The 14,792-nt window shown below is 37.0% G+C and carries 9 protein-coding genes and 4 pseudogenes; 8 read left to right on the top strand and 5 right to left on the bottom strand.

Annotated features, from left to right (window positions below):
- Together GVV58_RS14395 and GVV58_RS14390 are read right to left on the bottom strand one after the other, a co-directional pair.
- Positions 1–236 (bottom strand): recombinase family protein (locus GVV58_RS14395; protein WP_159516816.1); only part of this gene is annotated, 236 nt, incomplete at its 3' end.
- Between the two features lie 295 nt (positions 237–531).
- Positions 532–1,695, bottom strand: coding sequence for a DNA methyltransferase (locus tag GVV58_RS14390; protein WP_100355865.1), 1,164 nt, complete (start codon positions 1,693–1,695; stop codon positions 532–534).
- 291 nt (positions 1,696–1,986) lie between these two features.
- Here GVV58_RS14390 and GVV58_RS14385 point away from each other — a divergent pair, with 291 nt between their 5' ends.
- Together GVV58_RS14385 and GVV58_RS14380 are read left to right on the top strand one after the other, a co-directional pair.
- The gene (locus GVV58_RS14385; protein WP_100355864.1) at positions 1,987–2,304 is read left to right on the top strand and encodes a hypothetical protein; all 318 of its coding nucleotides are present in this window, start codon (positions 1,987–1,989) and stop codon (positions 2,302–2,304) included.
- Positions 2,305–2,446: 142 nt separating this feature from the next.
- Positions 2,447–2,728, top strand: a pseudogene (locus tag GVV58_RS14380) (RepB family plasmid replication initiator protein); the annotation flags it as partial.
- 70 nt (positions 2,729–2,798) lie between these two features.
- Here the strand turns inward: GVV58_RS14380 and GVV58_RS14375 are convergent.
- Positions 2,799–3,365: a type I restriction enzyme endonuclease domain-containing protein gene (locus tag GVV58_RS14375; protein WP_228267741.1), complete on the bottom strand. Its 567-nt coding sequence runs from the start codon at positions 3,363–3,365 to the stop codon at positions 2,799–2,801.
- Here GVV58_RS14375 and GVV58_RS14370 point away from each other — a divergent pair.
- The 6 genes and pseudogenes from GVV58_RS14370 to GVV58_RS14345 all read left to right on the top strand — a co-directional run bounded on the left by GVV58_RS14370 (position 3,312) and on the right by GVV58_RS14345 (position 12,005).
- Positions 3,312–3,998: a hypothetical protein gene (locus GVV58_RS14370; RefSeq protein WP_100355863.1), complete on the top strand. Its 687-nt coding sequence runs from the start codon at positions 3,312–3,314 to the stop codon at positions 3,996–3,998. The genes GVV58_RS14375 and GVV58_RS14370 overlap by 54 nt on opposite strands.
- Positions 3,999–5,256: 1,258 nt before the next feature.
- Positions 5,257–5,886, top strand: a pseudogene (locus tag GVV58_RS14365) (IS4 family transposase); the annotation flags it as partial.
- A 645-nt stretch (positions 5,887–6,531) separates the two neighbouring features.
- Positions 6,532–7,275: pseudogene (locus GVV58_RS15700) on the top strand (IS3 family transposase); the annotation flags it as partial.
- A gap of 923 nt (positions 7,276–8,198) precedes the next feature.
- The gene (locus GVV58_RS14355) at positions 8,199–10,088 is read left to right on the top strand and encodes a DEAD/DEAH box helicase family protein (RefSeq protein ID WP_100355859.1); all 1,890 of its coding nucleotides are present in this window, start codon (positions 8,199–8,201) and stop codon (positions 10,086–10,088) included.
- Between the two features lie 865 nt (positions 10,089–10,953).
- Positions 10,954–11,568, top strand: coding sequence for an AAA family ATPase (locus tag GVV58_RS14350; RefSeq protein ID WP_100355858.1), 615 nt, complete (start codon positions 10,954–10,956; stop codon positions 11,566–11,568).
- Complete coding sequence (locus GVV58_RS14345; protein ID WP_100355857.1) at positions 11,568–12,005, top strand: hypothetical protein; 438 nt, start codon at positions 11,568–11,570, stop codon at positions 12,003–12,005. Before GVV58_RS14350 ends, GVV58_RS14345 begins: the two co-directional genes overlap by 1 nt.
- A 711-nt stretch (positions 12,006–12,716) precedes the next feature.
- Here GVV58_RS14345 and GVV58_RS14340 read toward each other — a convergent pair.
- Both GVV58_RS14340 and GVV58_RS14335 read right to left on the bottom strand, forming a co-directional pair.
- Positions 12,717–13,865 (bottom strand): annotated as a pseudogene (locus GVV58_RS14340) (HipA domain-containing protein); the annotation flags it as partial.
- Positions 13,866–13,905: 40 nt separating this feature from the next.
- The coding region (locus GVV58_RS14335) for an IS3 family transposase (protein WP_159516815.1) at positions 13,906–14,792 on the bottom strand (887 nt) is incomplete at its 5' end.

Here is a 14,792-nt window from a genome sequence, read left to right as displayed (position 1 = left end):
AGACTATTCACAATTTCGTTCAGATCATTTGTATTACGTGCCAGACGATCAATACTATGAACATGCACCGTATCACCTTCACGCAGATAGTCGAGCATTGCATTTAACTGAGGACGTTCACGGCTACCACCGCTTGCCTTTTCAGTAAAGGTCTTATCCAGGCTGATTCCATCTAATTGACGTTCAGTATTTTGTTCAGTTGAACTGACTCGAATATATCCGACCTGATTAGGCATTCTGTACCGTTAGAGTTTAGATAATTAAATACATATTGTACCGAAATTAAATATTAAGTCTATAAATACGGTTTTTGAGTTGCTTTTTAAGACTTTATTTTGTTCCGTTAGGCTATAGGACAATATGACAGTAAAAATCAAACTATGTTCATAAGAAGATATAGCTAAATACTGAATTTATCAGCACACCTAAAACCCTATAAAAATGGATTTTACAGGCATTTTTATGTGCTGATCTTTTTAGAATTTAGCTATAGCTTGAGCTGTTCAGCAGCTTAAAGTTTTTTCCACAAATTTAATTATTTAAGATGAATCTAAGGTTATTTAAAAGACTTAAATGTCCGAAATTTTTATTTTGTACCTTATACACAGGGCTAGGATTAGCGAACTCATTGGAGATAAATTCTGGAGTTGTAATAGCCCTTGCCAAATTTTTCGAGCAAAAGTCTTTTTCCAAATAACGTAATGTAAATAAAAAGGACTCTATATTAGGTGTTACTGCAATCCATTTTCTATTTAAGTTATTTGCCGCATTCAAACAGACGCTATCAAAGCTGAAAGCATCCAATATTAAAGAGTCTTCATTGGTACTGGATTTAATAATAACCTCATAGGCTTTCTGCAGATTTTTAATTTGGTATGTTGAATTTTTTGCTGATGCTAAGTCCCAATAATCTGTATATCTAACACCGGTATCACTTTTAACATAATCCTTTAAACGTGGATTACCTGTTCTTGACCAATGAATAAGGCCCTGTTGATCAAGTTCATCCATTTTTTCTGGAGAAAAACGCCAGTGCTTACCTTCGGGTGGATTCATATCCCTCCATTGTCTACCAGTTTCACCATGTTTTCGTACACCAGGAACATGTAAAGGCATGAGTCTAAATTGCCCCAGTGCATCCACATGAGGAAACTTTTTAGCTAAATTATCATCTGTGATTGTCTGGACCAGATCATTCCAAATAAAGTTATCTGTTTTGGTATAAAAAAGAATTACCTCATGAGCGGTTTTAGTAAAACCTTTTGATGCTTTAAATGAAGAATTATGGGTTTTTAGTAAAATTTGATTCACACACCTAGCTTCACCAAAAACTTTATCTAATATTACTTGGAATTCACTCATTAGGTGAAGATTGGAAACATGTACATATAGACTACCGTTATCAGTAAGTAATTGTCTCAATAATTCAAAATATTGACGGTAATGTTTAAGTACAGAATCTTTGTTTTTAAAGAGCCCCACAAAAAGAAAAAAATCGATCTCTGGTTTTATAACAATCAGATCAAACTCTTTGGATTGCGAAACAAGTCTATGTAAAGAGTTTATTTCATTCCCAACAATGATATCAAAGTCATTGATTTCATATTTTATTTTTTCAAAATCTTTATCAGAAATACCCGTGTCGCTATTTTCAAAGAAATAGCCAAAAGAAGGGAATGCAACAAACTCATCCATTGAAGTGTCTCAAAAAAAAATAGCTATTTGTATGGATTATATGATTGACAACCTTCATAAAACAAGTTAATTTTTTTGGTAACCAGTTTGGTTACCAAAAAAATTGTTTAAAAAAAAGAGCTTTAAAAACTCTTTTTCCCATTTATTACGATCATAAGAATATGAGGCAATAAACTACGCCACTTGGTAGGTTAGCGTAGGGATTTTTTCATAGTAGATATCGAAAGTAAAGTTATCTATATCCTCATTGTTTCTAGTTCTTGTGATCCTTTACTTTACAAGGATAAATTTATGCCAAATGTGTATTTAACCCACAATAACTTAGACTTGATGTACCGAGAGGAAAAAATCCGGAAGAGTTTTCAGAAAGAGGTCATTAAATCTGTTTTACAGAAGCTGTATGATTTTATGAGTTACGATTCTGGAAATTCATCAAATAAGATGATCACTTACTTTGGATTGAATGGATATTCAAGTCACTCTTCACATCAAGAGAAATTAGAGCAGTGGCTTCAACAAGAAATTTCGGAAGTTTACCTGCATGATATAAGTCAGGAAGAAGTCGTTGAGATTTTATGGAAAAAAATTCTCGATATCATTAGCCATTAATTTTTATACAGGCTGTACTAGATTAATCTAGTACAGCCTGTATATTAAAACCAATTTACAACTAAATTAGTTTCAAATTGGTTTCTATTTAGTTTCATTCTTCCTTTAACTTCTTCAGTGCAAATCTAATAATCCCATTATGGAGCAACATAAAACTGGACGTATGATCGGTGGTTTCTCATTTACGTTCATAACTAAGCAACAACCTAAGGAAGTCACGCACAGCAAAGCTAAGAAGCTAACAGACAAGCAGATTCAATTCTTTGCAAACAAGCTAGCTCACCATGATCCATTTGCAAGCCAAAAAGCTGCAGTAGGGGAAAGCTATGCTGATCTAGAGAAAAGGCTCCTGATTGAACTACAAGATCCCGAGGTTGTCAGAAAGTATTCTAGTGTCCTCAAAGAGTTAGGTCTTGAGATGTGATGTACAACTAGATTAGTTGTTTAAAACAACTAATCTAGTTTTTTAATAGTTGTAATTTGATTGCAAAAAATTAAGCAGCAGAGAGCTCTTCTGCTAATTGCTCAGCCTGTTCAAGCACAGTCTCAGTAGCCAATAAAGCCATATCAGGTGGATAGCCATACTTCTTGAGTAGACGCTTCACAATGACTCTCAGCTTCGCCCTGGCAGCTTCTTTGATGGTCCAATCCAAGGTTACGTTCTTACGAATAGACTCAGTCAGCACAACAGCGAGTTCGCGCAGGATCTCTTTTTGCATCAACTCTCTAGCACTGTCATTGTCTGCAACTGCTGAATAGAACGCATATTCATATTCAGTCAGGTTGAGTTCCTCTGCCATTTTGTCTGACTCTTGGATTGCCTTAGCCAACTTGATGAGCTCATCAATCACTTCGGCTGCAGTCAGTACCTTGTTCTGATAGCCCTTGATCGCAGAGCTCAGCATCTCCATGAGCTTTTTACCTTGCGTGACACTACGCTGCTCTCGCATCTTGATCTCATCGCCTAAACAACAATGACAAACACCGACTAAAAGGGGCGTTTTACGATGAAAAATTCGAACTTGGAGCTTATGCAGAGCGCCTTCGAGAGGCAGAATCAAATAAACCAACTGATCGTGAGCTTGCAGCTGCTCTCACAGACGCTGATCAACTTCGAGAAACTTATCGAGCAAAGCGAGCTGCCTATCATGAACAGTACCACCCTTTTAAACGGGATAGAGAGTACGACAAGATCCATAGAATCCAATCTAAGCTCGATTTTGACCGAGGTGGGGAATCTATCACCACAAGTGCTGCAAGAAGCAACAATGGACTATCTAGTAGCGTTAAAAGCAATCCACGAGCAGATATCGAATACAGATATATCGAAACTCCAACGGCTTTCAGTCTCAATCGAATCGCTGCAGACCGAAATCAACAAAGCAATTGGCAGCATTTCGATAGATCAGAAGAGCATCCAAGCCCAAGTCCAGGCCCAAGTGAAGCAGGCGATAGAAGAGAGCCAAAGCGAGCTAATAGAGACCGGAATTCAGTCGCTATTAAACTCTCAAAAAGCCAAATACATGACATGGGCGAGTACAGTTTTTGGGGGGCTGATGATTTTAATCAGTTTTTATACGATCTATCAGTTCAGTACAAACCTAAAAACCATCCAAGCACAAAAAGAAATGATTCAACAGAATTCACAAACAATTCAGAGCCAACTCAATTACCTAAACAGCATACGGAGATAAGTTATGCAGACCGAGATCGACCAATTTTTGACAGAGCAAAACGCCTTGTTGAGTCAACAAAACAGCTTGTTAGCAGAACAAAACGAAGCCTTGAGTCAACAGGTCAGTTCATTAAAGAATATTTTGACCACTTACAGCGAAGTAGAGCAGAGTTTAAAGGACAAAATCAACAACTTGAACTCAGAGAAAGAAGCTCAACAAGCCTTGATTTTGGCTATGAAAGTAGAACTTTCAAAGCTCGAGCAGGGCGAATTTTCGGAGCAATTACAGCAAGCATTTCAAGAAAACTTGAGAACCCAGTTACAAATGCAATTAACGACAGCATTAAATCAACTGGATTTAAACAGCATTGTCAGCGACCTGGTAAAGATCGAATTAAAATCCATTCAACAGACGCTAGACACACAGCAGACAGACCTGGAGACAGCACTCTCAACCATCTTGCAATTGCAGCTACCCACCGACTTTTACACAGACTTGGAGATGCAAAGCAAGCAGATCAATACGCTTGGGGAAACTGTAGAACGATTAATGACCTTAATCAACAACTTGAACAACTAGAACCCCTAGTCGCTAAAATTCGACCCAAGCCAAAGCCGGCTACAGATTTCCGTGACTTGAGAATTGACGCTTATTACCCTGGTTACGTTGCTGATCACAAACAACTTTCAGCCCAACAACAGCAAGCATACAACGATAATAATCTATTGCAATTGATTGGTTGTGTGCAGAAAAAAGCTCAAAACTTGGAGAAATACATCAGCCAAGCAAGCAGAATGATCAATACATGGGACTATGACAAAATCGAGGAGATCATCAAAAACGACCAACGCATGCTTAACTATCTGAAATGTGAAATTATTTTAGAGCCTCAAAATGACCATTTGAAACATCAAAGAGCGTCATATCAATCGTGTTTAGAGAGTTTTGAGAACATAAAGAGCCATATCCACGAGGTGAAAAAGCCTAATCCGACTCCTCAAAGCGATGTCTTAGAGCAAACTTATGAACCTGAAAAGCAGCCAAATCGTGATTATGATCTAGATTTTTAATTTCAGCATTGATGATATAAACCGTCCGCTTCGATAATAGCAAAAGCGCAGATTCTACAAGCGGACATTTCTATTTGGGGTTTACACAACAAAAAAGGGAGCTGTAAGCCACTGCTGTCCCATAGTTTGATTTAAATAAAAAAACCTGAGTCCGAACAGTTAAAATATGAGTGCAAACAAACACTTTAACGACCAGGATTCAGGTTTTGTCACATCAGAATACCGTATTTCATCAGTTAATTAAACCAGTCTTACGACAAGATTTTGAACGGCTTGCTAAACAACATCATGTTGGGCAGAAATTCAGATCTGCTTCTCGATGGGATCAGTTTATTGCCCTGTTAATGTCCCAACTTTCCTGCCGACAAAGCCTACGGGATATTCAATCCAATCTTGAGTCCCAGCAGGAAAAGCTTAATCATCTCGGAGCAAAGTCTATTCCCCGAAGCACGCTGGCACGAATCAACGAGGAGCAACCTGCTGCCTTGTATAAACAGATGTTTCATCAATTACTGCAATACTGTGAAAAATCAAAAGTAGCCCATAAATTTCGCTTCAAGAATCCTCTGTATTCCCTGGATGCCAGTCACATTGATCTGTCGCTTTCCTTGTGCGCATGGGCCAAAGTTCATGATTCAAAAGCCAGCATGAAACTCAGCATAGGATTGAATCACAGCAATCATATTCCTGAGTTTGTTGCAGTTGAAAATGGTAAAGAAAATGACATGGTACAAGGCCGAAAATTCCAGTTTCCCTCTGGCAGTATTGTGGTCTTTGACAAAGGCTATGTAGATTATCAATGGTATGCGAATCTGACCGCTCAAAATATTGGCTTTGCTGAATAAGCCGTCATGAATAGGTTTGTGCAACAAAGCCCTCTATAGCTCACGGCTTTTGGTTGTTGAGCTTTTTGAGTAGGTGATTGCTTATATTTTATCGTTTGTTTTGTTTTTTTAATAGCTGTATCAATAGCTGTATTAAAAGAGATGCTTGGAAGGATCTGTGCTGCTTCCAGGACATTACTGATCAATTTGGATTGGTATATCAAGTCATGGAGAATAAAGTTGTTGTTCTGGTCCTATATGTTGATAGACGAGGTAGGGTCTATAAAGGCATGCAATCAAATTGGCTCACGGCTTTTGGTTGTTGAGCTTTTTGAGTAGGTAATTGCTTATATTTTATCGTTTGTTTTGTTGTTTCGATAACTGTATCAATAGCTGTATTGAAAGAGATGCTTGGAAGGATCTGTGCTGCTTCCAGGACATTACTGATCAATTTGGATTGGTATATCAAGTCATGGAGAATAAAGTTGTTGTTCTGGTCCTAGATGTTGATAGACGAGGTAGGGTCTATAAAGGCATGCAATCAAATTGGCTCACGGCTTTTGGTTGTTGAGCTTTTTGAGTAGGTGATTGCTTATATTTTATCGTTTGTTTTTGCTGTTTTAATAGCTGTATCAATAGCCGTATTGGAAGGGACATATTAAAAAAGGCCGCGGTGTACTTCGCAAGCCAGTCCAAATGAGGTACGCCTTTATTCAGGACAATCAGCAAATATAGCCGATCCGTTGTTTATGTTCAACTCTGGATGTTCATCACAGTGATTATTACGCATGGTTAAAGGTTAAAGCAACCAACCAGTAAAACTGCCAAGAAACGGCAACAACTCTTTGGGTAATTCTGGCTAGAATCTGGCTATCGCAAGATTCACTGTGATTTGAAAGATGTTGGTGAGAGTTACGGGATCAATCAGGTCTATCGGTTGATGAAAGCTAATTGTCTTAAATCATAGCGGGGTTATCGTAAACCTAGATCTCATGCTGGTAATACCGCTGTCGTTGCTGCAAACACTTTAGACCGACAATTTATCCAATTCATCCCAACCAACTGTGGGTGACTGAAATCACTTATATCCGTACGCATGAAGGCTGGTTATATCTTGCGGTGGTGATTGATTTATTTTCGCGTCTTGTGGTTGGCTGGTCGATGAAATCCAGAATCACCACAGACCTGCTTTTAAATGCATTATTGATGGCTTTGTGGCGAAGAAACCCAAAGAACAAAGTCCTGATTCATTCTGACCAAGGCAGTCAATACACCAGCCATGGGTGGCAGACATTTCTCAAGCATCATAATCTTGAAAGCAGTATGAGTCGGCGTGGAAACTGCCATTATAATGCTGTTACCGAGAGTTTCTTTCAGTTGTTAAAGCGAGAGAGGATCAAGATGGATATATGTGTCTAGAATTTTGGTGGCTATTCAGTCCAATAGAATAAAGACATGTTTTTAAACTGTTACCTCTATTTCTACAAAATTAATAAATGATTTTTTATGTTCCTTAGAACATGAATATAAATGAGAAAGGGTAGAGTTTTATAGATGGTTAATGAGTTCTAAGGCTCGTCAGAGCTTTAGAAGGAATGTTAATTAATTTTTATAATTCTTCTTTTAAGATAAAAATTTTTAACTAATTGATTACTATTATATTTATATCTAACTCAAGACAAGCTTTTGTCTTAGGACTATGTTTTACTATTTTAAAAGAACTCTTTGAATTTATAACTGTTGATAACTGCCTAAGCTCTTACACAATTTATTGTATAATATAAAGGGCTGTGGGAAAAAAAGTGTAAAGTATTTCTTGTAAACAATTGTTTTTATAGTAAATGTATATTTAATTTTCATTTCTAAAAAAAGTGTAAAATAATTATCTAATCAATCAAATCTTATTAGCTCGAAACTTTGCGAGCGTATAGCTAAATGCGCTAGCATTTTGATATACCGAGTAATAGTTTGAGCAAACAAACGACTGAACCAGTTTACTATAGAATGAGAGTAACAGAGTGCGTTAGTTGATCTCAAGACAAAATGCTATGTCCAAGAGAAACCCTTACACTTTTCTATCTTAGATAAGGGGGGTATGCTTAAAAAAGTGTATAGTTTGATTTTACACTTTTTTATATTGAAATATTATCAATCAAATACTTAAAAAGAGTAAACAATGGACTTGTGTGAAATAAAGTGTTGACATTGATTTATAATTTTGATACTGTTAATCACATAGGATAGAGGATTATCCCTCACTACTTCATATCCTGACAACATATAAATGACACTAAAAATTAAGACCTATTTAGGTAATCCGATAAATGAATTTACAAGATTTAGTAATAAATAATGCAGTAAAAATAGAGCAAGATGCTCAAGCAAATACAATAACAATTATAGCTAGTGATAGCTCCGAAAAACTTTCAAATCTAATTAAGGATTTTCCAGACAACTGTTATGTAAATAAACAAATTACAGGTTGTGGTGGTACAACATTAGTTATCCGTAATGCAAAAAATTATGTAGTTCTCGTTCCTTACATTAACCTACTTAAATCCAAATTAGCAGACAACCAAGGAATTGTTGATTTAATTGGCGTGTATGGTGATACCGAGAGAGAAGAAATAACAGAATATTTAAAAGACACTTCAAGTTCTAGAAAAATTGTTTGTACTTTTGACTCATTACCAAAACTCCTAACAACACCAGGCTTCAATCCAAAAGCATTTAAATTACTGATTGATGAAGCACATACACTTGTGAATTTAGGTAGTTTCAAAGCAGCTACTTGTGAATATGTACTTCAAAACTATAACAAGTTTGGTTCGTACGTTTTCTTAACAGCGACACCAACAAAACGTGAATATTTTCCTTCAGCACTCGAACATTTACCACTATGTACAATCGAGTGGGGTGATGTTAGACCGGTTAAATTTAACCTTCAAAAAATTGAACATGGCGTAGGTGTAAACAATGCTTTGTTTGGATTGTGCTATGATTATTTGATGGGAACAATTGAAGGCAATGCTCATATCTTCTATAACTCAGTGACAGAAATTGCATCTATCCTAAGTAAGTTGAAAGCCTTAGTTGATAAGGAAACAGGTAAGAATCTGTTTAATCCTGACGATATTAGAGTTGTATGTTCAAAATCAAATTCAAACCAAAAAACATTTAATAGTAAGCTTGGCTTGAAATGGGCAAAGATCAGTGACATCACTTCAGCCCCTGCAAAGATCAATCTGTATACTTCAACTGCTTTTGAAGGTGCAGACATCTTCGATGAAGAAGGACAAACCTACATCATCATTAATGGACTCCGTGATGCTACAAAAGTAGATTTCCATGTACTTGTACCTCAAATTTGTGGTCGTATTCGAAACACAAAATATAATGAACACATTAATCTATTAGTTGGAAATCTACCTGAAGCTGCAAGTTGTACAAAAGAAGAATGGATGCAGGAAGTTCAGAAACGTATCCAAGACAGCGAAGACGTTTTGAATGATATCAAAGAAGGTAAAATGTCAGATGCAGGACGTGAACAATTAAGAAAAGCTGCTGAAGATGACAAGTACACATTCAAAGATGAAAAAGGTGAACTGTATGTTTCAGACGTTGCATTGAAAGCTGAATTACAGGCATACGAAGCACTAGAAGCAACTTATGTGGTACGTGTTGTTGCAGGTGCTGAAGTTAATGAAGATGGATATTCTGCCTCATTTAGAGCTTTACTGACTGATGAAACAAAACATAAAGCATTCGCTCATAAACCTGAAGGTGTAGCTAAATTTTTATCAGGTCATAGCCAGTGCTTTTATGAAACGATGAAAGAATATTGTGAAGCAAGAGATGCAGATAATTCTAAAATTTATAAATTGGTTGATGCAAAGGATGACTATTTCAAAACTGCTTATGATGTTTTGACGCACGACACGATTAGAAAATTTGAATATAGAAAGTTACCAATTGAAAGAGCATTAAAGATTCAAGATGCACAGAAGGATAATGCAACTGAAATTCCGACTTTACTTAATTTGAAAAAGGATGAAGTTATTCTTCGTTCAGATATAAAAGTTCGTATTCAAGATGTTTATAATGAACTTAATATACCTGACAAAGCAAAAGCTACTGATATTGAAAAATGGTATAAAGTTAAAGATACTAGATTAAATACAAAGCCTGCTTTTAAAATAGTTAAAATGTTGTAATTAGAATAACTAAATACAAGTTTTTACATCATTTAATACCTCTAACAATACAGCTATTAAATGAACATCCAAGAGATTGTAGATTTAGTTCAATTAAGTCATGACATTGTTAAGATTTCCTCTATAGAAAGCATATTCATCACCTGCTGCAGTCCAATACGCTGTCAGGGTTTACCCTGGATCAGCCCTGTAATTTTCTAGGCTGAGTGCTACAGTTTCACTCTGGTGGATAAAGCTCAATGGAACTTGTCCTATTCCAATCGTCTGGCACAAAGCCAGACCACCAGGACTTTCATGCGATGGCCATGCTTATTACAGAATAGATAAGCGCAATGTGGTTTGATGTAGCCAAAGGCTCTCATCACCTATGCCATTGCAGTATCCATATCCGCATGCATGTCCATGGGCTGGAGAACGCTTGATTTCATCAATACAGATCATTTAATTATACTAGAGTAATATTTGATATTCAAAAGACTAAGCTATCTAGAGCATCTGCTGCAGTAGAATCCTAATGTGAGCAACAGTCTCTTGATTGCTGGCGGCGGTTCAGTTCTTCTTTTACTGGGGGCAAATGCAGCACTTTTAATAATGGAAACTATGGACGGTATTGAATAGCTAGAAAAAGCGGTGGTTCACCGGATGCTTACAGTTTGAAACGTACCATAAATTAATATTAAAACCAGATATATAAAAAGATATCAACCCGTATAGTTTAGTGCTTTAGAATCTGTATCACCCCCAGTTTAATGCGGCACATCACATCTATAACCTGTTACAAAATAAACAAATATTATTCTTGTAGACTTATATTAATCCTTTATACAATAGAGCTATTGTTACATCTATTTAGGTAGAAGAAGAAATGATAATTACCATTGCCAATCGTAAAGGTGGAGTAGGTAAGACAACACTGGCTACAAACCTTGCTGTAGCCTTGAGTAAGAAGGGGTCTATAGTCCTAGTTGATGCTGATGATCAACAGTCAGCTCTTAAATGGTCTAAGCGTAGAACTCAAAATCCTGTTTATACTGAATACCATACTGGTGATTTAAAGAAGATCCTTTTAGATCTTCAAAAGAAATATGACTATGTTTTATTAGACGTAGCTGGGCGTGACAGTGAAGAATTTAGATCTGCTCTTCAAGTCAGTGATAAGTTAATTGTTCCAACACAACCAAGCCAAGCCGATGTTGAAGTCCTTCCATTTGTATTGAAATTATTTAATACCTATCACAAGGTCAATGAAAAGCTTCAACCATATCTGGTTGTTAATAAAGCTCCATCAAATACAAGATCTACTGAAGTTGCAGATTCAATCGAACTGCTAGGAACACTTCCTAAATTCAAGTTATTAAACACCATTATCCGTGATCGTAAACAATTCCGTGATGCAACGATTCAAGGCTTGTCTGTAATGGAAATGGGTAGCTCTAAGGCTAGAGATGAATTTAATGATTTCTTGGTGGAGATCCTATAATGGTTAAAAATAAGAGTAAACCATCTTTAGGTTTTGGTGATGATCTTGAGGAAATTTTAGAGAATCCTGAAGCGACTGTAGATGATGCTAATGGTCAAGAAGTCGAATACACACGTAATTTAATGTACAAGATTATTCTCACTCCACACACCCAAGATGTGAAGAAACGCTTTCGTAAAGAGCACGGACGTTTAGCATCTGTACCTTTGTATTATGAGGAAGAGAAAGTTCTAAAAGAAGCAGCCGGATTCGTTGGTGAGTCTTTGAATGATTTTATTCGTGATGTAATTCTGAAAGAAGCAAAACGTGTTTTAGGTGCTGAAAAATATAACTTAACACTGGGTAAACCATTTAACCAAACTAAGGTTAAATTGAGTGAAGAGGAGCATCAAAAATTGAGTGAACAGCGCAAGGCTGAACGTAAGAAAAATAAATAATAAAAGTCCATCTCCTAACTTTATCTAACAATATATTAATTCATATAATATTTTCTAATTTCTTTGGTGTGTTCTGCCACTGAAAATTATTTGATTAGTGTACAAAATAGCTAACACAAACTAGCTGTAGTTTCGTAATAACACTAAATATAAAAAAAATGGAAGAATAATTTACTAAGTTATTGTTTTTAAGTTGATCCTTGTTTTATATGGGGGTGATAATAACTTCTGATTACTAGTTTTTACCTTAAATATACCGATTGAAAGATTCATTTAAAGGCTATGAATACATGAGTTTTACAGTTTGGCTAGGTCAGCATGAGTACTTTTCACAAGATTTAAGATCGACCATGAACGTGATTAAGTTATAGGGGATTGATGAAATAGTTTTTATGAATTTCTGGCTTTCTGGGCTGATTTTATCAAATTCATGTCTATGCAAAATTGCGACATATTTCTCGTGCTGGTAGTTATCCAGAGTTTGGTCTGCATCTATCCATAGTGCAGACCTTTTTTTGGTGACAGTTTTTTCTTAGTGATTTTCGATCTGGATGTAGTGATTTCACGTTTGCAGAATATATCTTAGCGGTGATCCATCTAATATTCGTGATTATAAAGAGAGCTAATTCACAGGTTCTACAGATTATGTAGCGACTAACTATATCAAAGTCTATTTGCAGTTGATGGTTGGCGCTTAGTTTATATTTACGCTTAGGTTTCAGTTAAAAAATCAATATTCTGTTGAATCCGTGATTGAATCATCTGTAGGGTAGATTCTCGAATTTGATGGGGATACAGGCGCTGCGCAATTTGACTAAATTGAAGTGCAATTTCACGCATGGTCAAGATGATCTCATCGACTTCTAGAGTAGTCAGATTAGCTTCTGAAGTACCGAGTTTATGTATGTCATTTCGGGAAATATTGAGCGCTTCTCCCATAATGTCCATTTGATGATAACCACCTGGACCCTCGCAGAAGGTCACATCATAGGCTGGAGCCAATTTCCATTGACCATTTTTCTCCATGAGAAATGAAAAGTTCTTAGTATGGTCATCCCGATTATTGAAAAGCACATTAAACACAGCACGTTTAAAAGCATGCAATCTTTCTCGTACATCTTGCGTACACATCAAGGTTGCCCGGAGAAAATTGCGATAGTCTAGGCTACCTGGAACTTTATAGTCTGCTCCTGTATATGCAGCCAAACTCTGCATTGGAATCCGCATACCATTTTGACGATCGAATCGTTTAGAAGCAAAAGCCGTTAAACCATTGGGCAAATTAAAGAAATGGGTATCTGGAGTCTCAATTGCACAAAGTCGCAAACATTCTGCATAGACGGCTTCAATGGCGCAGACTTCAGGATGCTCTTGCTGAGCAGGAAACTTAATCAGCCAGGCTTCATGTTGATCAGAATCTTGAGTCGAAAACTCTAAATTGACAGGATCTCGGTAAACCAACGCTTTTGGTCTGGCACCTTGAGGGGAGCCACCCATGACCAATAAATGCTGTAGAAATTCACCACCTTCACCTTTGAGTACTTCTTGAACTTCCTGGGCCAGTTGTTGTAAAGGGATATTTTCTGAGGTTTGCATGTCAGCAACACAAGGTTCAAAGGAGAGGGCACCCATTGCGTGACTACTAATATAGGTCAGACGCTCCAAAGGTCCAATTCGTGCTGAATTTAAGCCAATTTTTTTGAAATATCGATCCATCAACATCATGCCCCAACCATCTGGTAAAGCGTCATAGACTGGACCTGGGAGTCCCATTTGATGAGTAGGAAAACCTTGTCTGAATGGTAGACCTTTTAAAGGCAGCAAGTAAGAAGAGAGCTCAACACCTTGCTGTATTGCTTCTTGAACCGTACCGGGTTTGTCGGAGACTTTTTTATTTAAGTTAGGCCACCTGACCTAACGGGTTAATCTTATCATAGTACATTGCTTCAAACTCAAAAGGCGATACATAACCCAGTGCACTGTGTACACGCTTTTTATTGAACCAATCTACCCAGTTTAGTGTCGCAAGTTGTACATCTGCTAAACCTTGCCAATCTGCTTTTAAATATTCAATCACCTCTGTTTTGTATAAGCCATTCACCGTTTCAGCCAAAGCATTATCGTATGAATCACCAGTCGTACCGACTGATGCTCGTAAATTTGCTGCTTCTAAACGATTGGTATAGCGAATGGAAAGATATTGCACACCTCTGTCGGAATGATGAATCACATTCTTTGGCATGCCTCGATCATGCAATGCTTGCTCTAATGCATCGAGCACCATATCTGTATTCATTCGTGTAGATACTTTCCAGCCAACAATTGCTCGTGAGAACACATCAATAATAAAGGCGGTATAGACCCAGCCTGAATTTGTTTGAATATACGTAAAGTCACTGACCCACAGTTGGTCAGGATGATCAGCTCTAAAATTCCGTTTCACCAAGTCAGGTGCTCGTTTTTGGTCATCTCGGCTACGGGTGGTTTGTTTGTTCTTACCTCGCCAAACACCTTGTATACCTAGCTTTTTCATTAATCGAGCAACAGTACAGCGTGCAATAATATAGCCTTCACGTTTCAGTTTTTGCCAGACTTTACGTACACCATACCGACCTGAACTTTCCTTCCAAATTCGTTTAATCTCCTCAGCATGATGCAAGTCATGTAAATCTCGCTTTGCTCGATGTTCTGGATTTTCGCAGAGATCTAGAGTCCGGTAATAGGTTGAAGCTGCGATCGGTAAAATCCTACAAATCGCATCAACACCATATCGATCTTTATTGTTAT

The organism is Acinetobacter sp. 18QD2AZ41W (assembly GCF_009829025.1).
GTDB lineage: Bacteria > Pseudomonadota > Gammaproteobacteria > Pseudomonadales > Moraxellaceae > Acinetobacter > Acinetobacter pseudolwoffii.
This window is presented reverse-complemented; position numbering and strand designations above follow the sequence as displayed.